General features: G+C 43.1%; 19 protein-coding genes and 1 pseudogene. 8 read left to right on the plus strand and 12 right to left on the minus strand.

The genetic code is table 11. The features are described from left to right. Positions 1 to 10 precede the first annotated feature (10 nt). From GVY04_18670 to GVY04_18685, 4 genes are all read right to left on the minus strand, one after another. The gene (locus GVY04_18670) at positions 11 to 439 is read right to left on the minus strand and encodes an NUDIX domain-containing protein (GenBank protein ID NBD18079.1); all 429 of its coding nucleotides are present in this window, start codon (positions 437 to 439) and stop codon (positions 11 to 13) included. Positions 440 to 481: 42 nt separating this feature from the next. Then, positions 482 to 1933 (minus strand): signal recognition particle protein, encoded by a 1452-nt coding sequence (locus GVY04_18675; GenBank protein NBD18080.1) that lies wholly within the window; start codon positions 1931 to 1933, stop codon positions 482 to 484. Positions 1934 to 2039: 106 nt separating this feature from the next. Further along, positions 2040 to 2753: a precorrin-2 C(20)-methyltransferase gene (locus tag GVY04_18680; protein NBD18081.1), complete on the minus strand. Its 714-nt coding sequence runs from the start codon at positions 2751 to 2753 to the stop codon at positions 2040 to 2042. Positions 2754 to 2881: 128 nt separating this feature from the next. Beyond that, positions 2882 to 3565: an SAM-dependent methyltransferase gene (locus tag GVY04_18685; protein NBD18082.1), complete on the minus strand. Its 684-nt coding sequence runs from the start codon at positions 3563 to 3565 to the stop codon at positions 2882 to 2884. A 124-nt stretch (positions 3566 to 3689) separates the two neighbouring features. Here GVY04_18685 and GVY04_18690 point away from each other — a divergent pair, with 124 nt between their 5' ends. From GVY04_18690 to GVY04_18700, 3 genes are all read left to right on the plus strand, one after another. Then, entirely contained in the window at positions 3690 to 4184 is a 495-nt protein-coding gene (locus GVY04_18690; GenBank protein ID NBD18083.1) for a hypothetical protein, read from the plus strand. Positions 4185 to 4284: 100 nt separating this feature from the next. Continuing rightward, positions 4285 to 5811, plus strand: coding sequence for a SagB/ThcOx family dehydrogenase (locus GVY04_18695; protein ID NBD18084.1), 1527 nt, complete (start codon positions 4285 to 4287; stop codon positions 5809 to 5811). Between the two features lie 218 nt (positions 5812 to 6029). Next, the gene (locus GVY04_18700) at positions 6030 to 7811 is read left to right on the plus strand and encodes a glycosyltransferase (protein NBD18085.1); all 1782 of its coding nucleotides are present in this window, start codon (positions 6030 to 6032) and stop codon (positions 7809 to 7811) included. Positions 7812 to 7898: 87 nt separating this feature from the next. Here the strand turns inward: GVY04_18700 and GVY04_18705 are convergent, their stop codons facing one another. Beyond that, positions 7899 to 8993 (minus strand): GTP-binding protein, encoded by a 1095-nt coding sequence (locus tag GVY04_18705; protein ID NBD18086.1) that lies wholly within the window; start codon positions 8991 to 8993, stop codon positions 7899 to 7901. 60 nt (positions 8994 to 9053) lie between these two features. Here GVY04_18705 and GVY04_18710 point away from each other — a divergent pair, with 60 nt between their 5' ends. The 3 genes from GVY04_18710 (at position 9054) to GVY04_18720 (ending at position 11749) form a co-directional block, all read left to right on the plus strand. Next, positions 9054 to 10517, plus strand: coding sequence for a cysteine--tRNA ligase (locus GVY04_18710; GenBank protein NBD18087.1), 1464 nt, complete (start codon positions 9054 to 9056; stop codon positions 10515 to 10517). Between the two features lie 383 nt (positions 10518 to 10900). Next, positions 10901 to 11167 carry a hypothetical protein gene (locus tag GVY04_18715; GenBank protein ID NBD18088.1) on the plus strand — a complete coding sequence of 89 codons (267 nt, stop codon included), beginning with the start codon at positions 10901 to 10903 and terminating at the stop codon, positions 11165 to 11167. A gap of 144 nt (positions 11168 to 11311) precedes the next feature. Continuing rightward, entirely contained in the window at positions 11312 to 11749 is a 438-nt protein-coding gene (locus tag GVY04_18720; protein NBD18089.1) for a 30S ribosomal protein S6, read from the plus strand. Between the two features lie 21 nt (positions 11750 to 11770). On the opposite strand, the gene GVY04_18725 is transcribed toward GVY04_18720, so the two are convergent. Together GVY04_18725 and GVY04_18730 are read right to left on the minus strand one after the other, a co-directional pair. Beyond that, positions 11771 to 12460, minus strand: a complete 690-nt coding sequence (locus tag GVY04_18725) for a phosphate ABC transporter permease (protein ID NBD18090.1) — start codon at positions 12458 to 12460, stop codon at positions 11771 to 11773. 235 nt (positions 12461 to 12695) lie between these two features. Then, complete coding sequence (locus tag GVY04_18730) at positions 12696 to 13280, minus strand: Uma2 family endonuclease (GenBank protein ID NBD18091.1); 585 nt, start codon at positions 13278 to 13280, stop codon at positions 12696 to 12698. Positions 13281 to 13338: 58 nt separating this feature from the next. On the opposite strand from GVY04_18730, the gene GVY04_18735 reads away from it, so the two are divergent. Continuing rightward, complete coding sequence (locus GVY04_18735; GenBank protein NBD18092.1) at positions 13339 to 14823, plus strand: TldD/PmbA family protein; 1485 nt, start codon at positions 13339 to 13341, stop codon at positions 14821 to 14823. 54 nt (positions 14824 to 14877) lie between these two features. On the opposite strand, the gene GVY04_18740 is transcribed toward GVY04_18735, so the two are convergent. The 4 genes and pseudogenes from GVY04_18740 to GVY04_18755 form a co-directional block, all read right to left on the minus strand. Then, a complete protein-coding gene (locus GVY04_18740) occupies positions 14878 to 15225 on the minus strand; it encodes a hypothetical protein (GenBank protein NBD18093.1) in 348 nt (115 codons plus the stop codon). After that, a complete protein-coding gene (locus tag GVY04_18745; GenBank protein NBD18094.1) occupies positions 15222 to 15542 on the minus strand; it encodes a DUF433 domain-containing protein in 321 nt (106 codons plus the stop codon). Before GVY04_18745 ends, GVY04_18740 begins: the two co-directional genes overlap by 4 nt. A gap of 111 nt (positions 15543 to 15653) precedes the next feature. After that, entirely contained in the window at positions 15654 to 15860 is a 207-nt protein-coding gene (locus tag GVY04_18750; GenBank protein ID NBD18095.1) for a type II toxin-antitoxin system HicB family antitoxin, read from the minus strand. An 85-nt stretch (positions 15861 to 15945) separates the two neighbouring features. Further along, positions 15946 to 16318: pseudogene (locus tag GVY04_18755) on the minus strand (hypothetical protein). Between the two features lie 274 nt (positions 16319 to 16592). Here GVY04_18755 and GVY04_18760 point away from each other — a divergent pair. Beyond that, positions 16593 to 18257: an abortive phage resistance protein gene (locus GVY04_18760; GenBank protein ID NBD18096.1), complete on the plus strand. Its 1665-nt coding sequence runs from the start codon at positions 16593 to 16595 to the stop codon at positions 18255 to 18257. Between the two features lie 463 nt (positions 18258 to 18720). Here the strand turns inward: GVY04_18760 and GVY04_18765 are convergent, their stop codons facing one another. Next, on the minus strand, positions 18721 to 19464 hold the full coding sequence (locus tag GVY04_18765; protein NBD18097.1) for a hypothetical protein: 744 nt from the start codon (positions 19462 to 19464) through the stop codon (positions 18721 to 18723). Between the last annotated feature and the right edge of the window lie 327 nt (positions 19465 to 19791).

Below are 19791 nucleotides of genomic sequence, written 5' to 3' on the forward strand. Positions count from 1 at the left end.
TTTTACTTAATTAAAGATACTCTACCATCGGTTCAGGAACGACCTTTAATTCTCCAGACCGACATTTTTCCAAATCGACCCAGCGGGCAATTTTTTGGCGCTTGCCCTCATTAAACGTGATTTCTTCAATACTATAAAACTCAGGGTCAGCAAAATCACATTGATAAAGCTGAATCACTTCATGTCCCGGCTTGCCATTAAAAGAGAACAAACTTTCGAGGCAAGTTAAATACTGAATGTTGGTGACTTCGGTATTCAGTTCTTCTTGAAACTCGCGCCTGAGGGCATCGCGGCTGGTTTCGCCAAATTCAATTCCTCCCCCTAAAGCACGATAAAAATACTCCTCTTTTGTTGCATCATAGCCCTCAGAAAGAAAAACGCGATCGCGATCTTTAATTAAACCGAGGACTAAAAAGCGAATTTCATCAGGTTTATGCATAACTTGTCATTTGTCATTGGTTATTTGTCATCAGTTACTGTCTTAAAGGTCGCCAAAGCCTTTCTTTTTCTTTTTCTTCTTCTTCTTCTTGCCACTACTAGGGGCTTGACGGAAACCGGGTTGGGGTTGACCGCCCATACCGCCGCCACCGCCAAACATACCGCCGAGTCCACCGCCCATACCAGGCATTCCCATTTCACCCTGTCCCATTTGTTGCATCATGGAACGCATTTTGGTGAAGTCATTCACCAGTTTGACCACATCTTTCTCTTGATGTCCCGATCCTTTCCCGACCCGGCGACGACGACTGGGTGATTTGGCGAGTAATTCTGGTTCCTCTCGTTCTTGCTTCGTCATGGAATTAATCATGGCTTCCGTGCGCTTGAGTTGGGTTTCCCCTTTCTCAATGTCTGATCCACTCAATTTGTTCATTCCCGGAATCATTTTCATCACGCTGCCAAAGGATCCCATATTTTTTAGCAAGCGCATCTGTTTCAGGAAGTCATTAAAATCAAATCGCGCCTCCAGCATCTTAGCTTGCATGGCTTCGGCATCTGCCATGTCAATTTCTTCTTGGGCTTTTTCCACTAAGGAAACGACATCGCCCATGCCTAAAATGCGAGATGCCATCCGTTCGGGGTAAAAGGGCTGGAGGGCTTCCACTTTTTCTCCCACCCCAATAAATTTAATCGGCTGTCCGGAAACCTGACGGACAGATAAAGCTGCACCGCCACGGGTATCCCCATCTAACTTGGTTAAAATGGCACCCGTGACACCGACTTGTTGGTGGAACGTATCAGTCAGATTAGCGGCTTCTTGTCCGGTCATTGCATCCACAACCAGCAAGACTTCATGGGGAGAAATGGTATTTTTAATGGCAACCAATTCTTTCATCATGTCTTGGTCAATTTGCAAGCGTCCGGCGGTATCAACCAAGACCGTATCAATGCCTTCAGCTTTGGCTTTTTCAATCCCTTTTTGGGCAACATCCACTGGGTTGGCTTCCGTTCCCATTTCAAACACAGGAACGTCGATTTGTTCTCCTAATGTTTTTAGCTGATCAATGGCAGCGGGACGATAAACGTCTGTTCCCACCATGAGGGCGCTACGGTTTTGTTTCCGCAGATGTAGGGCAAGTTTTGCAGTGGCAGTTGTTTTCCCCGTTCCTTGTAACCCTGCCATGAGGATAATGGTGGGAGAGGTTTCTGCTTCGGCAAGGGGAACATTGCTTTCCCCCATCACCTTCACCAGTTCGTCATTAACAATTTTGACGAATTGCTGGTCAGGACGCACCCCAGAGATGACATCTGCCCCTTCTGCTGCTTTTTCCACATCCGCAATAAACCCTTTGACCACTTGCAGGTTCACATCTGCAGAAAGGAGGGCGCGTCGCACTTCTTGCAGGGCTGGTTTAATATTATTGCTGGTGATTTTATCTTGACCCCGGAGTTTTTTCCAGGCAGATTCTAAACTTTCGGATAGTGCGTCAAACATAGAACAGGTAATTGAATATAAAAACTTCTACTTTTAATTAGGTGTTAAGCTTACAGGCTCTATTCCAATGTAGCGTCTTGGTGGAATTGGAACATAGCAAAGGAATTCATTCTCTTCCTGGAGACCCTTTGATAATCATCACTGAAAAGTACGATAACTTGAGGTCAGCGCGATCGCGCAAATCTTGATAAACCACTTGTTCCGGCATGGTTGCTTTCTCCACAATCCAGCTGCGATTAAGTAAACCTTTGGCTTGCAGCAGTTCCCAAATTTGAGGATAGAGAGAACTAAATTTCATCAAGACCACTACTTCTGCCTCTTGCAAAGCCGATGCTAGTTCCTGCAAATGATAAAGGGTGGGTAAAATCATTAAACGCTGCGATCGCCTTGTTAAAGGAATCCCTAATTCTGAAGCTGCCGCCATTGGAGAACAAACCCCCGGTATGGTTTCCACGACAATCTCTGGATCAAGTTGTTGCACGGCTTGCGCCAAATAGGTAAAGGTACTATAAAAGCTAATATCCCCCTCACAAGTAAAAGTGACATCTTCTCCACTTTGCAAATAAGGCAAAACCGTTCGTGCTGCTACCTGCCAAGCCTCTGTTAATTCTTTCTCATCTTGCACATAAGGAAACTTCAGCGGTAACAACATTTGATGAGATTGTAACCATGGGGTAATAATTCGTTCTGCGATTCCTGGTTTCCCCTTAATGCCCTCTGGGAACGCGACAATATTGGCTTGTTGGAGAAACTTCAATCCCTTTACCGTAATTAATTCGGGATCGCCGGTGCCAACACTAATACCATACAGTTTGCCCACGTGTCATTTGTACCTAATTACCAACCTTACTTAGTGTATCGAACTCCCACCAGTATGAGAAGAACTGATCTTTGTCTCCCTTGTCTCCCTTGTCTCCCTTATCCCATCATTTCACAACTGTTAGACAACTACTCCCGCCTCACCTTCAACAATTCATTCCCTCCTCGCTGAAACTCATAAATTGTTGGTTCAATGGCAGTTTGATAACCTTGCCTAGAAAGTGCCGCTAAGACTGAATCGAAATGTCGCGATTGATCACTGGTAAAATTTTCGAGTAACGGAAAAATTCGCACTTCCTTGGCTACTCGACATAAATCTAAGATCGATTGTAGATGAAACTCCAGAGAAAATTGCTCGGAATAGGTGAACAAAAGATGAGAAGAAACCGCTAAATCAAACGTTTGGTCAGCAAAGGGTAATTCAGGAAAACCCACCTCAAGATACCGCCCTTCTGCTTTTCCTTGGGAAAAGTCAGCCAAAAAAGCATTCATTGCAGCTAGCCTGGCTTCTCCTAGTGCTTCTGGTGTTCCCGCTTTATCCCAAACAAATTGGTCAATATTTTGGTATAGCCCATCAATAATAATGGGATAAGTTTCATCAATTCGCTGCTGAACTTGTTCGGGTGTAAATTGATAAATGGGGTCGCAGGAAATCACTGTTTTTCCCTGTTGTTTCATGACGGCATTAAAACTCGCTGGTCCGCCAGCACAATCCAGAATTGACCCTTGCAAGTCTTCTGAAGTTAAGTTAAACATTTCGAGATAGTCTTGAAACGAACGCCCCCAAGGAACGACATTTTGCAGTTGAAACATCTTGAATTTTTTCGAGTCAGGAATCAATTGATCGTTCAGGTTTGAAAAAATTGAGCAGGATCGACACGACGGAATCAAAACCTCAACTGATCCTAACCTATGCTAACGGAGAATCAAGACATTGATGAACCCTTTCCTCTCAAGAATCATTCTGATGGGATTGATTTTAACTAGCTGTAGCCCAAATCCAACTCCCCCAGAAACTTCAGAACAGACGAATCGATATTCTCAATGTGATAACCCAGTTGATCAGCAAAATCGCAGTGATTACACAGCCATTGATTTATCGACAATTGTTAATAATAGTGTTAACCTCAATCGAAATGAAGCCGATCAAATCATTGTTAAGGATCCAAAAACAACGATACTAGAAGAATTTGGCTTCTCTCAGATGCAAGAATCGCAAAACCAGGAAATTGAGGTGAGTTGCCCCGATAGCAACCAAGTTATTGTAACACTGACCAAAACCGGATTACTGGATGATTCGGTGGCAGGAATGCGCGATCGCGCTGAGTTTACGTCTCATGAACAAGGTTGGCAACTCCTTTGGCTGGGACGGCAACAAAAATGCTATCCCGGACGAGGAAATACGGATTGGTCAACCGAACTTTGTGTTTAGTCATTTCACTGTAAACTGCTCAATTTTCAAGAGAGCTTTCGAGAAGAATTAGGCAACAGACATTCTATAATTTGGGATAGGCGTTAACCCCTACAAGCTGATGTCCGAATGGCAACCCACTCTCGCGCAACATTATCACGAACGTACAAAATACGATCCAGAAACCATTGCTAAAAAAGCGCGTTCTCTTAATTGGGAACAACAACCCGTTCCTTACAAAGACTATAAACTGGGAACCACCTACGATTTAAAACCTTATTTGAATGATCCACCGCAAGAGAAAGAAAACTGGGAAAAATGGCAGAGACTGTCCCGCTTTTTATTACTGTCTTATGGTGTAACGGCAAGATTAGAGACGCCTTCTGGTGATAAAATTCTTCTGCGGGCTGCGCCTTCTGCCGGTGGACTTTATCCGGCGGAAGTTTATCTGATTGTGAGAGGGTTAGCCTTTTTACCACCCGGTTTATACAATTATCAGTGTCAAACCCATTCCTTAGTTCACTTTTGGCAAGATTCGGTTTGGTCTGATTTACAAGCCGCTTGTTTTTGGCATTCCACTTTAGACAATACAGAACTTGCTCTTGCTGTTTCCGCTGTATTTTATCGTTCAGCTTGGCGCTATGAAGACCGGGCTTACCGACGTATTTTTCTCGATACTGGACATTTACTAGGGAACTTTGAATTAGCCGGCAGTTTATGTGATTATCGCCCTCATCTCATGGGTGGATTTAATGATGATGGGATGAATGAATTGCTCTATCTTAATTCTCAAGAAGAAGGGATCATTACTGTTGCCGCTTTAGCGGATTTATTAGAAATTAAACAAAATTTATCGCCAACGACCACTGCTTTACCTTCTCCTGCTAATTATAGTTTTTCTCCCACTATTCCCGATGGGGAACTGCTGCCTTATCTTCATCAATTGACGAAGATTGAAACTGAACCCAAAACCGTAAGCCAAGGGATCAAAGAGAGGGAAAAAGAAGATAAATATAACTTTCCTTTTTGCTTAAAAATCTCCACAAAAGAGGAACCGATTGAATGGGGAGAGGAATTACAAGGGTTACAAGAAACGATTCTAAAACGTCGTTCTACTCGTGGTTTTAATGGACAAGAAATCAATTTAAACGAACTCAAACAACTGCTGAGTTTTACTTATCAAACTCAAGACTATTGGCAACAAGAATTAGATGCCAATCCTGACTTCTTCGATTTAAATTTAATTTCCACGTTTGTGGCTGTTTCGGGAGTCACAGATTTAGAAGAAGGCTGTTATTACTATGCTCCTAAAACTCAAGAATTAAGACAGATTCGCTTTAAAAACTTCCGTCGAGAATTGCATTATCTGTGTTTAGGGCAAGATTTAGGACGAGATGCAGCAGCCGTCGTTTTTCATACGGCTGATTTAAAGCAAGCGATTCAATTATACGGCGATCGCGCTTACCGTTACTTGCATTTAGATGCCGGACATCTCGGACAACGCCTGAATTTAGCTGCTATTTACCTCCAACTGGGCGTCAGTGGCATTGCTGGCTTTTTTGATAACCAAGTTAACGAAGTTCTAGGCATTCCTGAAGATGAAGCTGTTCTGTATATCACCACCTTGGGTCGCCCGCGCCGAAGCTAACTGTGTTTAAGCCCCGCTAACAACGTTTGGGAATATATGGCACCGCTAAAATTGCGGGCTTCCGATAAGAAGGGCAATCTGACAAAGTCAATCGCCGTCAATCAAGTGGGCATCCACTTGCCTCGCATTTTCTTGCTGAAAAAGCCGTAGAGTAGATTAGTGATGGACAATGAACAACAGACAATAGAAAATTAACAAAGAAAATTGTCAATTGTTGAATGAAATTACCCGTTTTCGATCAAATTCGTCAGTGGCGCAATCCCCAAGATACGCAACCGTTGCCCCTTCCCATCGCTTTCGTCCTCATTCTGGGTCTCTGCCTCATCACTTTTTTGTGGCGTTTAGGCAGTATTGGGCTGATTGATGAAACAGAGCCTCTTTTTGCCGAAGCAGCCCGTCAGATGGTGGAAACGGGCAACTGGATCACCCCTTATTTCAATGGCGAAACTCGTTTTGATAAGCCCCCTCTGGTTTACTGGTTAATGGCAATTGGGTACCAACTTTTCGGAGTTAATGAATGGGCGGTGCGTCTTCCTTCTGCCCTGAGTGCAATTGGGTTGACTGGCTTTATTTTTTTTGTGCTCGCTCAGTTTGGCGTTTCTCCCCTCAATCCTACTCCTGAATTGACACAACGACGCTGGGGAAGCGTGATTGGGGCTGCTACCCTTGCTCTCACCCCAGAGTTTATGATTTGGGCGCGAACTGGGGTTTCTGACTTGCTACTAACCGGCTGTATGGGCAGTGCCTTATTATGTTTTTTTATCGGCTATGTCCACTCCGAAAAAGTAACTAAACCGCCTCTTTTTACTCTGGGCAGACCTTCAGCTTGGTACATTAGCTTTTATATTTTGACAGCTTTAGCTGTCTTGGCAAAAGGTCCGGTGGGTTTAGTTTTACCGGGATTAATTATTATTGCATTTTTACTCTATCAGGGCAATTTGTGGGCAGTTTTTAAGGAAATGCGAGTTCTTTCTGGATTCATTATTTTCTTAGTTTTAACCGTTCCTTGGTATGTTTTAGTGATCGCTGAAAACGGACAAAATTATATTGATTCTTTCTTTGGTTACCATAATTTTCAACGCTTCACGAATGTAGTCAATGATCATGATGCACCCTGGTATTTTTATTTTTTAGTGGTACTAATTGGCTTTGCCCCTTTATCGGTTTATTTACCCAGCGCGATCGCGCAACTGCAAGTTTGGCGGCGACGATTTTGGCAAAAGCAACCCCGAACCGAACAATTAGGACTATTCGCATTTTTTTGGTTCGCAATGATTTTTATTTTCTTTACCATTGCAGTTACCAAACTTCCCAGTTATGTGATTCCCTTACTTCCAGCTGCGGCAATTTTAGTAGGAATATTTTGGAGTCGTTATCAACAAGTAATGCCGAACTTTGCCTTAAAAATTAATGGTTGGGTAAATGTAATTTTTGTCTTTGCTTTAGGCGCATTATTTTACTATAGCCCCAACTTTATTGGTTATGATCCAGCAGCCCCCAATTTATCAGAAATTTACGCGCAAGCGGGCTTACATTTAGGAGCAACAGCGACTTGGTTGGGGACAGGAATTTTGATTGGTCTCGCTTTAGTGACACAGCAATACCGGCGTTGGATTTGGGGCATTAACTTATTAGCAATGCTGTTAACCTTTGTTTTTGTTCTGCAACCAGCGGTTTTTTTAGTGGATCAATTGCGACAAAAGCCCTTAAGAGAATTAGCGCAGTTAGAGCAAATTGTGAGAAAGCCCGATGAAAAATTAATGATGATTGGGATGGAAAAACCAAGTGTTGCTTTTTACACACAACATCAGGTCATTTTTCTGGATCAAACCAAACAGGCAATCAGCTATCTCAATCATGAATTTAATCAGAAATCTATCCTGATTTTAAGTCATCCGCGTAAGCTAGACCCTCTCATTGCCAATGCACAACAAGTAACCTTTTTAGGTCAACAGGGAGAGTATCAACTCGTTCGGATTCAGCCCCATTTTGAAAATTAGTTCTTGATTGCTAAAAATAGTCAATTCAAGAATCATCTTTGCCGAGTCAAGGGGGCGCATTGCCCCCTCTAATTCTAGGCAAAAACCTTAACCAAAGCCTTTTCCGCGGGTTGGAGAATTCTTAGAAAGACAGCCTTCTAGCTGCTGACGTAACTTTTCAGTGTCGAGATTTTGACCAATCAAGACTAACTGATTGCTAGGTTCTCCTTTCCACTCGTCATCCTCAATGGAAAAGCGTTTCCCGCTGAGATGGAAAATATGACGCTGGGGACTTTCCTCAAACCAGAGAATCCCTTTGGCGCGAAAGACATTTTCCGGTAAATCATTGTCGAGAAAAGACTGAAACTTGCGAATGGAAAACGCGCGATCGCTGCGAAACGATAAAGAATTAAAGCCATCATTCTCTAAATGGTGGGAATGGTCATGGTGGTCATGATCGTGATGATGATGGTCATGATCATGGTCGTGGTGGTGATGATGATGATGATGATGGTCATGGTCATCATGATCCGCTTGTTGAAAATAGCGATCCGATTCAAATAAGCCGACACTCAACACCAATGGCAGCGGAACATTAGCATTTTGAGTCCGAATTAATCTCGCCCCTTCTTTCATTTTGCGGATGCGATTTTCTAAGGCTTCTACGTCCGCTTCTGGCACGAGATCGGTTTTGTTGAGAAGAATAATATCGCCATAAGAAATTTGACTATACGCTGCCTCACTATTAAATAAATCCAAGCTAAAGTTCGCACAATCAACCACCGTCACGATTGAATCTAAACGGGTCATATCCCGTAATTCCGACCCAAGAAACGTTAATGCCACCGGTAACGGATCGGCTAAGCCGGTGGTTTCGACAACTAAATAATCAATTTTTTCTTCTCGTTCTAAAACCTTATATACCGCTTCTACTAAGTCGGTGTTAATGGTGCAGCAAATACAACCATTATTCAACTCCACCATACTGTCATCGCTTTGGATAATCAGCTCGTTATCAATGCCAATTTCCCCAAATTCATTGACCAAAACGGCTGTTTTCAGCCCCTGATTATTACTTAAAATATGATTGAGAAGCGTTGTCTTGCCACTGCCTAGAAAACCTGTGATGATAGTGACAGGTAAACCTAACTTCGGTGCATCCATCTCTTCTGTAGCGTTACTCTGCGGATTTACGGTTGCCATAATAAACTTGATACACAATAACGTATAACTTCATCTTTCCTATTATTGCTTAAGCGCGCTATGACCTTAACCGTTTTCAACAGCCTCAACCATCGCCAAGAGCCGTTTACGCCCATTGAACCGGGTAAAATTCGGATGTATTGCTGTGGCATTACTGTTTATGATTATTGCCATTTGGGTCATGGACGCACTTGTTTGGTCTGGGATGTGGTACGGCGCTATTTGCAATGGCGAGGTTATGAGGTGCAGTACGTGCAGAACTTCACCGATATTGACGATAAGATCCTCAAACGCGCCCAAGCCGAAGGCGTGAGTATGGAAAATGTTTCGGAACGCTTTATTGAGGCTTACTTTGAAGATATGGAACGTTTGGGGGTAGAAAAAGCCGATGCTTATCCCCGGGCGACTCATACCCTAGATGGCATTCAACGCCTCGTTTCCACCTTAGAAAGTAAAGGCTATGCCTATCCGGCAAATGGGGATGTGTATTATTCAGTGCGGAAGTTTCCTGAATACGGCAAACTCTCGGGACGCAAGTTAGAAGACTTAAAAGCGGGTGCTAGTGGGCGAGTGGAAGCAGCAGATCCTGATGCCGCCAAGAAACGCGACCCCTTCGATTTTGCGCTTTGGAAAGCCGCTAAAGCTGATGAACCCTCTTATCCCTCACCCTGGGGCAATGGTCGTCCAGGTTGGCATATTGAGTGTTCGGCAATGGTGAAAGAACAGCTGGGCGATACCATTGATATTCATGTGGGAGGCGGTGACTTGATGTTCCCCCACCACGAAAATGAAATCGCGCAATCGGAAGCAGCAACAGGACATCCCCTTGCCAACTATTGGTTACACAATGGCATGGTGAAAATTGAGGGGGAAAAAATGTCGAAGTCACTGGGGAATTTTATTACCCTGCGTGACTTGTTAAACAAAGTTGAACCGATGGTGGTGCGCTTATTTATCTTGCAAGCCCACTATCGCAAACCCCTTGATTTTACGGATGAAGGGTTAGAAGCAGCGAGAAATGGCTGGCATACGCTAAAAGAAGGTCTATTATTTAACAAGCATTACGGTAAGCAATTGGGTTGGGAAGAAAACCCACCGCAGCAAAGTGATGAAAAGATTAAGCAACGCTTTGCAGAAATTGTGGATGATGATTTTAATTTTGCCGGTGGACTCGCTATTTTGTTTGAATTAGCAAAAGAGTTACGCAAGGAAGGAAACTTATTAGTCCATCAGGGAAGCACTGAGGCTTCTGCAGAAGAATTAGGTGTGAAATGGCAAACGCTGGTTGAGTTAGCGACTGTTTTCGGCTTGAAACCTGAGACACAACTGCAAGAAACCTTAACTGGCGATAGTAAACTTGAAGGGTTACTCAGTGACGAACAAGTCGAATCTCTAATCGAACAACGTGCCGCAGCCCGGAAAGCGAAAAACTTTGCAGAAGCGGATCGCATTCGGGATGAACTGCAAGCGAAGGGGATTACCTTAATTGACCAACCGGGAGGCAAAACCCGCTGGCATCGGTGATATTCTCCCTCGGTGAATCAAGATTACACCGGAAGCTTTCGCAAATGGGTCTTCCTTCGTAGCACTTTCTTAGCAATTGCCCTGGCAGTCGGCTTAGAGTAGTGCTGCCAAAAAACAACGTGTTAATTCACAACCAGTAAAAGATTTGAGTCATTTTTGAGAGATTATTCGAGCAGCTCCCTGCTCACAAAATAGGGAGTGCAATCATTTTTCTGATTCGATTCGGGAAGATTCCCCACTATAAATTGGAACTTTTATGTGAAATTAATCATCTTAAGATCCTGTTTCTAGACAATTATTCTTGTTGCCGTCAGTGAAGATGAAGATCACTGTTCTGATGAAAAGACAGTTTTAATTGTCCCTTATCTCGATCCCTAAAAGTGATGTGTAGGGCAAAAATACCATTAGAAAACTACGTTGGTGCCGCTTGGCTCGCACAACAATGTAAAGTGAGTCGGGACGTCATTCATTACTATGCCATTCAACAACGACTACGTTATTTCTTGTTTTCCGGCGTTCGATACTTAGAGCGAAATGATGCTATCATGTTGGCGAAACAACTAGCAGAGCGACATCAAAAGATCAATTTGTCCTGTGTTGTTAGCGCGATCGAGCAGTATCACAATCACTCTAAAACGTTACCTTTATAACTAGAAAATAGTGCCGCTATGAGCGAGCCTTTCTTCTTCCAGCAACGTGTTAAGGCTATAGCCAGTGCCGAGACTTTTATAGTACAATAAAGAGCCCTTGCTTGTTGATCGAGACAAGCCATACTGTCCATAAGGAGCATGATCATGATTAATAAATACGAAACCATGTACATTATTCGCCCTGATCTCACTGAGGATCAGGTGTCGCAAGAAGTCGCTAAATATGAGGAGTTTCTGCAAGCCCGCAACGTTGAAAATTTGACCATCCGCAATCATGGGAAAAAACGGCTCGCTTACAACATTGGGAAACATCAGGATGGGATTTATGTGCAGATGAACTATCAAATTGATGGTGATGTTATTGCCCCTTTACAGCGCCAAATGCGCATTAGCGAAAATGTTATTCGTTTCTTAACGTTGAGTGTGGATGAAATCCCGCAATCTACTACTGAAATCCCATCCACACCAACTGTGACCCCTCAATCAGAACCGGCACCGCAGCCAGAACCTGAGACGGCAAGTGTACAGGAGTCTACCGAAGACACTACTCCTACACCAGAAGAAGAAGCCACCACTGCCTAGGGAGACTTCTCTTTCTAAGTTTTAGTAGTAAGAGTAAGATGTGCGGGAAGAACGAGCTTTTCTGCTGCTATTGCTTTTTCGCAACTCCTGACTGACTTCTACAAATGTATCTCTTCTTAGAATAGGATAGTTACTCACCCAGAGGTCAAGTTGTGGCAGATAAGCATCAGTAATTTTGCTGATGCGAGCGAGATCCGGATCTTGGGATAGCACTAATAGCTCTACGACTTGACCGGTTTTAATATTGCGGTGAAGACGACGCAGGGGGGCTTGGATTTGAATTTCAAAGCCAGTTTTATCCCCCACTTCCAAATTAATCCGTCGTTCTCGGTTTTCAATAATAATGAGTTCCCCTTTTTCGTCTACCGTCTCTTCTGTTCCGACTACTTCTTCACTAACAAACACTTCTAGCACTTGTCCTCGCCAAAAGCCACTGTAAGGAAAGCGTCTATAGGTGATGTTACGTCGGGTTGCCCAATATACGGGAGACCATAACCAGTAGAGTCCTGCGATCACACAAAATAGAGAAATTTCTGCCCCAGCACTATTTGTAATTTCTCCGAGCAACCAAATGACGACAACACCGACAAAAGAAATCAATAATTTACGGAGAAAACTGGGCCAATCGCCAGCATAATGGCGATATTGTTCTATGGTGGCTGTAAACGGAACTAATTGCTCAAATTTCTCGCGTGTAATTGGAATTAGCATAGCATCAGAGAGAATGGGCAAGTTCTTTGATTGTACCAGCTTTAAAGTCATTTAAGGTCTTTAAATCAGTTGGTAATAGAAATAAAATGAGAAAAAATCCTGCTTTTATTTTCAGTAGCGATGAATATTTGAAATAAATTTTCGCTGGGTTTAGTGCTCAATCAATTAAGAACCAGATTCTCGTGGTCAAACGATTATTTTTTCGATCTTGTCTTCTACAATTAAAGTTCAAAAATTAGCAAAATCCAATTGCTTCTAAATCAAGGGTGAATTCAGGTAAGACAGTTTTTCCTGATAAAAACTGAGGATTCTTTAAAATCTCTTTCGGCTGTCCTTGTTGATAAATTTCAACTTGCTTATTTTCTGGATCAATCAGCCACCCTAAACGCATACCGTTTTCAAGATACTCTTCCATTTTGGCTTGTAAACTGGATAAACTATCATGAGGTGAGCGCAGTTCAATGACAAAGTCTGGGCAGAAGGGAAGAAACTTTTTCCTTTGTTCTATACTCAGTTGATTCCATTTTTCTTGAGGAACCCAGGAAGCGTCAGGAGCGCGATAACTGCCGTTAGGGAGTTGAAAGCCAATAGAAGAGTCAAACACGACTCCTCGTTGATTTTGCTGATTCCACAACCATAATTGGGCATTAATTCCTGCATTTTGTTTACCCGTTTCTCCCCCTGTCGGCGGCATAATAATTAACTCCCCAGTGGCAGTCTTTTCTAATTTTAAATCTGGGTTGGCTCGGCAGATCGCTAAGAATTGTTCGTCGGTGAGTTGAGCTGTTTTTGGAATTTGGAGTGCAATCGAGTTTATCATCGCCTCTTTCTTGCCGTATTTTATAGAATTAATAAAACTAAGCCTGTTGTGTTCAATTATGCTCCAAACTGAAAGCACTTATTCCACCCTCGATCTCGCTAACTTGGCCATCCAACAACTCCGTCAAACCGGATGTGAGTATGGGGAAATTCGCCTTTGTCGGTATCGCACGCAAACCCTGATGGCGCGCGATCGCAGCTTGACAACCCTCTCTGATAATATTAGTTCCGGCTATGGCATTCGGGTGCTTTTAAATGGGGCTTGGGGCTTTGCCGCGAGTCATGAAAAGTCACCAGAGGCACTAACTCGTACTCTTAATTTAGCCGTCGAAATTGCAAAGGGGACGCATCTCACCCAACAGCAGCCCGTGCGGTTAGCACCAGTAAAAGCTTATCAGGATACTTACACCACACCAATCCAAATTAACCCGTTTGAGATTCCCCTCACAGATAAAGCGAACTTACTCCTTTCTCTCAACGAGCAATTATTGGGATATGAAAGCAGAGGGGTGAAAAAAGCCTTTTCTTTCCTCCGTTTTTCCCAAGAAGACAAAACCTTTGCTTCTACCGAAGGATCGCAGATTCAACAAACGATTTATCGCTCTCATCCCGGTTTTGGCTGTATGGCGATCGCGAATAACGACGCCCAAACTCGCAGCTATGAACGTCCACCCTTGAACATTGGCTATGAACATATTCAGCCGGATGATTTGTTTGCACAAGTGGAACGAGTAGCAGAAGAAGCGCTTGAGAAAGTTCATGCTGAATCCGCACCAGCGCGCGATCGCGCAACCTTGATCCTAAAACCCAGTAACCTCTATCTCACGATTCACGAATCTGTCGGACACCCCACAGAATTAGATCGCGTCTTCGGGTATGAAGCCAACTTTGCCGGAACCAGCTTTGCGACAACCGATCAACTGGGAGAACTACGTTATGCCGCCCCTTGGCTTAACTTTAAAGCGGATCGCACCCAAGCGGGTGGACGCAGTACGGTTGGATATGACGATGAAGGGGTAAAAGCCCAATCTTGGTATGTGGTGAAAGATGGCGTGTTAGTTGATTATCTCAGCGATCGCGAAACCGCTCACCGCTTAGGGCGCACCACTAGCAACGGCAGTTCCTTTGCCGATAGTTGGTCCAGTGTGCCGATGGTTCGTATTCCCAACTTAGGCTTAGAACCGGGAGAAGCAGGAGGAAGCCACACCGCCAGTTTAGAAGCAATGATCGCTGATACCAAAGATGGCATTCTCATTGATGGGATAGGAAGTTTTTCCATTGATCAACAACGGCGCAACTTTCAGTTTGGTGGCGATGCCTTCTGGCGCGTGAAAGATGGCAAAATTGCCGGGATGGTGAAAGATTTAACCTATCATTCCATGACCACTGATTTCTGGCAAAAAGTGGATGCTTTGGGTGGTGCTGATGAGTGGGAACAATGTGGCACTAATATTTGTGGCAAAGGCGAACCGATTCAAATCGCTCAAATGACTCACGGCTGTGTTCCCGTGCGCGTTCAGGATATTGAAATTGGCAGAAGCTAGCTTGAAAATTCTTTCGCCCCATAATCTCCATGGATGCAGCGACATAGGCCACTCTCACAGAGGCAAATATTGAATTCGATTTGCCAACTCTTCAGGATGGGCAGCCTTGGCAATCATTTCTAAATCGCGAATGCAATGACCTACAGACACTCTCAGTTTATGAGCATAGACAACCCCAAGAAAGTATTTTCCTGCTTGTTGACAACGGGTTGCTTCTCCTAGAAAATCATCATCTTGGGAAAACAAAACACGCTTTAGTTTAGTTGCTCGCTCAAGGATCACTGGATCAGCAAAGCCAGTGCGCCCATCCTCTTGTACAGTTAAAACATCAACATTCCGAATTCGCAGTCCATCTCTAATTCCTCGGTGGACGTTCTCATCGAGGTAAAAAGCAATACTCATTCAATCAATCCTTCTTGGCGCAGTCTTTTAGCCAAGGGAGATTCTCCAGCTTCTAGGCGCATTTGTTCACTAGAGTCGAAGCGTCGCTTGACATCAGCATCAATCTCTTCTTTGTGTTCCCAGTAATAGGCTAAAGCAGAATAAATCTGGCTCATACTCAAATGAGGATATTGGAAATGCAATTCTTCAGGACTCCAACCATAAGCATGAATAGAGGTGACTAATTCCACGACTTTCATGGATGTTCCTTCAATATAAGGACGATCACGCTCGTCGAGTAAGATATATTTGTATTCGGTGGGGGTGGTCAAAGTCATTGCCATTACCTGCTGGAGAGATGCGAGTTAACTTCCTGCGCTCACCTATGTTAACGCAGTTAAGAAAAGTATTATGACAGGCGTTGGACTGAGTGAAGAAGAAGTGTGGTTTTATTTGGGGAATGCGCGATCGCGAGAACCAGTTGAACTCGTTTTAGATAACTTCAAATCATCTTCTTCAAGTAGAAGTTTTAGGACTTCCTCACCATTCTTAGCTGCTTCCTCATAACTGTCACCATGAGTGCGATAGGTCTGTTCTGGAAAGTCAGGTAAATGGACTAAATAACAATCATCTTCGTCTGACCAAACAATAACCATTTGATATTGCAGAAGGGTAAAGTGTGGTTTTATTTTGAGACAGCGCGATCGCGCGATCAAGCCTTTAGCCAGCCTAATATCTCATTTAAGCTAACTTCAATAGTTTGAGCAAATTTAGGGATAGGTAAAATAACATCTCGGTTTGTAAGAGATCAAACCGATTTGCGGCCTCTCCGTTACTGTCTCTTGGAATCCGTTCACTACGGAAAACAGCAATATCTGGAACCAGCGATCGCGCACCCAAAGTGCAACGCAATTCTGGAAAGGCTTGCGCATTATTTTCTAGCCTGAAGCGAGTGGTTAGAAAAAAAACTCAATTCCCGTTGCAAGATGCTATGCTTCCCTTGAGGCACTGGCTTTTGAATGATGGCTCCATCAATATATTCGCTGGCAGGTTTAGTTTCCGGTAATTCCAGAAATTCTAAGAGGGTTAACGCCTGGTTTGGAGTTTTGACCATCGGGCTAACTGGTAGTGAGACTTAGAATTGATTGTAGCTAAAGTGATTGTCTTCTGTTTCCATTAACTAACCGAAAAATGGCAGCGCGATGGCAACTAGCAGTGAGCGAAGCTTGATCGCGCTGATTAAAATTGAGATTGGATGCTCGTCATACCATCTCTCAGATTGGAAGTAACAGTCCAAGTGCTTCCATTCTCTATGTTCTCTGTGACTCTGTGGTTCATTTTGTAGCAATTGTTTTCAGAAATAGTATCATTTCTAGGAAGTGAAAATTATGGATATTAATGCTTCTATTATTGATCAACGTTTGGAATCAGTGAGTGAAGCAATTAAAGAACAAGCTGCTAAAGAACTCGGTATCCAAGATGATCGAGGTCGGTTAAAGTCATTGGCTTTTGTCTATTTATGTGTGCAAAGTATCTTGGATTTAGATGAAGAAAGCACATTTGATTGTTTAACTGAAGGCGGTGGCGATTTTGGGGTTGATGCTATCCATATCTCTGAAGAATATGATGGGGAGTTTACAGTTAGTTTATTCCAAGCTAAATATAAAAATAACTTAGAAGGGAATGCCAATTTTCCGCAAGCAGGAATTGAAGCCCTAATTAATGCAATTAACTATTTATTTAATCCCAAAGCAACATTAAAACAGATTAATGAACGATTGCTAGCGAAAGTAGAAGAAGCTCGCAGTTTAATTCGCGATGGATATATTCCTCAAGTGCGCGCACTGGCTTGTAATAATGGCTTGAAATGGAACACAACCGCCCAAGAAGCCATTGATCGAGCAGGATTTGGCTCTCAGGTCACTTGGGAGCACGTTAATCATGAACGAATTGTCAAAATATTGCAAGCCTCTAAACCCGTCAAAGCAAACTTGCAACTTACAGGTGAAGCAATTGTAGAAGATATGGATTTCAGTCGTGTGCTGGTTGGGAGAATTTCTGTTTCTGAAATTGCAGAGTTGATTGAACAATATGGAGAACGTTTACTAGAGCGAAATATCCGCCGTTATTTAGGATTACAAGGAAACCGTGTCAACGAAAATATTCGAGGTACGCTCAACAGTGAAGAACGAAAAAAATTTTATTTTTATAATAATGGCATTACTTTAACTTGCGATAATTTTTCCTATAATGCCTTACAAAATAGTGATTATCAAGTTCGAGTTGAAAACCTCCAAATCATTAATGGAGGGCAAACTTGCATGACGATATTTAAAACGTTGCAAGAGCCGAATCTTCTCCATGAAAATTATCAAGCTTATGTTTTGCTTCGGCTGTATCAACTCCCTAAAGAAAATGATGATTTAGTTCAGAAAATTACTTATGCAACCAATAGCCAAAACCCAGTCGATTTAAAAGATTTGCGCGCGAATGATGAGCGTCAAAAAACTTTAGAAATGGATATTCAACAACTAGGATTTAACTATCGACGCAAGCGTTCGGTTACTGGTGTACGAACAACAGATATTACTTCTGGAATAGCAGCAGAAGCCATCCTATCCGTTTGGCGAGAAAAGCCCCATCAAGCTAAGTTTTTTAGTCGTGAACATTTTGGCAAATTATACGAGTCTATTTTTGACGATCAACTTAATGGGGCGCAAGTTGTGCTAGCCGTACAGTTATATAGAATTGCTGAAAATCGACGCAAACGACCAGAAGCCAAAGATCCTGATTTTGTTCGCTATGCGTCCTGCTTTATTGCAATGCAAATGGGGCGGAGACTCTTACACGATATGAAGTTACAAAGACAAGAAATTAACCACCAAAACTTTCACAAGGCGCAACAACTTGTTGAACAGAATGGAGAAACCTACTTTAATAATTCGGTACAAGATATTGACGATGCACTACACAAACTTTATGGAGAACAGGATATTTCTTTGCAACAACTCTCGGCAACATTTCGACGTGGTGATTTGATAGAAAGACTTTAGTAGATCAAAGTAATCCGACCTGGATCAAGCGGGTGCAACCACTTAGTATGGCAAAGTATGACGAAGGACGGTGGACTCACTGAAGAAGAGTTAGGGTAAAGTGTGGTTTTATTTTGAGACAGCGCGATCGCGCTAAAAAATGCTTTTGATGGTGAGTGATATCCATTGCTAAAAAATTTGCCAATCTGTTATTATATAAATGAACCGTTAAGTTAACCAAACCTTCACCATAGGCAAGGTGGTAACGCCTTAGAGAAAGGCAAAGCCAAACCTAGCCCTGAGAAGGGGTGACTATGAAAGGAGTAAATAAGTGTAACTAGAGAAGCGGTTCAAAGCAAAATAAGGTTAGGAGGAAACCTTGCACAACAAAATAAATCAGAGTTTAACGGGTTGAGTCGATTAATGGCACAACCCGTTAAATTTTATATTTAATATACAGAACTCCCTATTCTTAAACAAATGGCTACTTCCTTCTAAGATGAAATAACAAAACTCCTGTCGCTGCAGCAGTTGCTACAGCTAGCGCCCCCCACAGCAGTAAATCGGCTGACGTCTTGACCAAACCGCGCCTACTAAGGATAACTCCGTTGACTGATAGCACGATTAAGTAGAGAGTACCCTGAATGGCAGCGATCGCGCTAATGATATATCCCCACCCCTGCCGACGCCACAACAAAACTCCTCCCGATGCTAGTGCTGGAACCATCAATGTGAGATCGAGTGCGACCACTAGCTTGAACGCTTCTGGTTCTACAGGGGTGGGTTGACCGCCAAAGATGTGTGCTGCCCACATCCCCAACCAGGCTAGGGTTAACCCCAGCGCAATCAAGACGAGATACCCGCCAATGATCCGCACCGGTGTTCTTGAATCAAACTGTGTTGCTATCTGAGTAACATTAATCCCCGAAAGCGAGAAAATAAGAGCTGTTACTGACAGCAGGAACAGTAGAATATAAAGCGGAAGAAATGCATTTAGCGCTGCTCCAAATAGGTAGAAGGCATAGTTGTACACCCCATAGCCCAACACACCCAACCAAAGCAGTCGTCCATGCCCAGAACCGCGTTGTTCAAGAAGGAGTCCTGTACTTAATAATGGCACAGCTAGTGCCAGTGTTACCCAGTCGTTGCTAAACCAAGTCGCGCGTATCCACTCTAAATCACGATACTGTTCAGGGAAAACCAATCCCAGTACAGCTTGCCCAATCATGAGCAATAAAAGTATTACTGAGAGAGTGTATGGTACCTTCATCTACCGTAGTATTACTGAGAGAGTGTATGGTACCTTCATCTACCGTTCTATAGCCTCCTACTAGTCCGTCAGTTTTGAAAGGATGGGTTGAGTTGGGACAAAAGTGACAGATGTTGACTTTGTAGCGGTCATATTTTTTACTTCATGAGACGTTAGTATCTAGATAGAAGTTACGCATTGACAATTTAAGCCAATTATGCAGGAGTGCCTTCCGATTGAGGAAGATTCTGAACAATATATTCGCGTATCACAGAGGTAAATAAGTTTTTTTGCAGTTCATACCAA

The sequence above is a fragment of the Cyanobacteria bacterium GSL.Bin1 genome, from assembly GCA_009909085.1.
GTDB lineage: Bacteria > Cyanobacteriota > Cyanobacteriia > Cyanobacteriales > Rubidibacteraceae > Halothece.